Origin of the sequence: Lentilitoribacter sp. EG35 (assembly GCF_040784015.1) — a bacterium.
GTDB lineage: Bacteria > Pseudomonadota > Alphaproteobacteria > Rhizobiales > Rhizobiaceae > Lentilitoribacter.
In genome coordinates, this window is the sequence record NZ_JBFNGQ010000029.1 from 1 (window position 1) to 1,592 (window position 1,592).

Consider the following 1,592-nt stretch of genomic DNA (forward strand, 5'->3'; position numbering starts at 1 on the left):
ATGATCATGTGTCCTCATGGGAGATTCTGTACGATAATCATTATACTGAAAGTTTGAATGGTATCATTGTTGACAACTTCAGTGGATGGAATAGTAGTCACGATAACAAACCAATTCCACTACAGGATATGGAGGAGTGGAGGAAGGATTTCCTGGCACTGACTAAATCATTCAAGATAGGAAATATCTTGGAGATTGGTGTTGGAAATGGTCTTATACTTTCGAAAATTGCTTCGTCCTGCGAGAGTTATTGGGGCACGGATATCTCAATTGCAGCGGTAAGTGAACTTCAAAGATGGGTAGATACTCAGGTTGAATTACAGAAGAAAGTTAACCTTTCACACCAGCCAGCAGACGATTTATCAAAGCTCCCCAAAAAGTATTTTGATACCATCATAATCAACTCTGTAGTTCAATATTTCCCGAGTGAGGAGTATCTTCGCGACGTCATCTCAAAGACACTTAGTTTGTTGGCTCCATCTGGACGGATTATTATAGGAGATATCAGAAATCTTGATCTCCTTCAATGCTTTCAAACGTCAATCGAAATGGGTCGGTCTGACAGTTCTAAAAAAGATCTGGGCTTTCTTCAACGTTCGGTTCAGCAAGCAATTCTACAGGAAGAAGAACTATTAATTTCACCCGATTACTTTCACTGTTTAGAATGTTCACGCGATGACATAAGTGGTGTGGAAGTCGTGTTAAAAAATGGGAATTATCACAATGAGTTAAGCCGATATCGATACGATGTTGTTATTCATAAGGCGCCCAAATCAACGGTTTCGGCCTTAGAGGCTCCTAAGTTGATTTGGGGTGATACAATAACTAACATTGATGAACTACTAGGCTTTCTTAAAACAAAGAACCCTCCGATATTAAGACTAATAGGAATAAAAAACTCGCGAGTGCATCTAGAGTATCAACTAATGCAGGAATCATTAAATAATGTGCCCACTATTAGTTCAAAAAACCATTGCACTCAAATTAGTTTTGAACCGTCACGCTTTGCGGAACTAAGTCAGAAAACCGACTACGATGTTCGTTTGACATGGTCAAGCTCTTGCTCTCCGGACCATTTTGATGTGCTTTTCATAAAGAGGAAGTTAGCTCTATCAAAAGGTCTTGCTCACGTTTATCAACCGAACAGTTCTGTAACAAACTCAAAAGCATTTACTAACAATCCTATTCAATTTCGTAACACTGCAGCTAAATTGCACGAGTTGCGACAAAGTCTTGGAAAGCAACTACCTGATTATATGGTACCAGCAGCCATTGTGGTTTTAGATGCTTTGCCTTTAACGCCTAATGGTAAGTTGGATCGCCGCGCTTTGCCTGCACCTGAGTTTGTCTCTTCATCATTCCGCCAACCTCGTACACCACAAGAGGAAGTTCTTACAGCATTGTTTGCTGAAGTGCTTGGAGTAGAGCATGTTGGGATAGATGATAACTTCTTTGACTTGGGTGGGCATTCACTTTTGGCGACACGCCTGGTTAGCCGGATCAGGTCGACTATGGGGATTGAAGTTGCGATCCGAATGCTCTTTGAAGAACCAACAGTTGCTGGATTAAGTAAACGTCTACGCTCCTCAGTG

The 1,592-nt window shown here is 41.0% G+C and carries 1 protein-coding gene; it reads left to right on the plus strand.

All coding sequences use genetic code 11. The annotated features are described in order from the left end of the window. Positions 1-53: 53 nt before the first annotated feature. Positions 54-1,592: class I SAM-dependent methyltransferase (locus AB2J24_RS19790; RefSeq protein WP_367386802.1), on the plus strand; the 1,539-nt coding region annotated here is incomplete at its 3' end.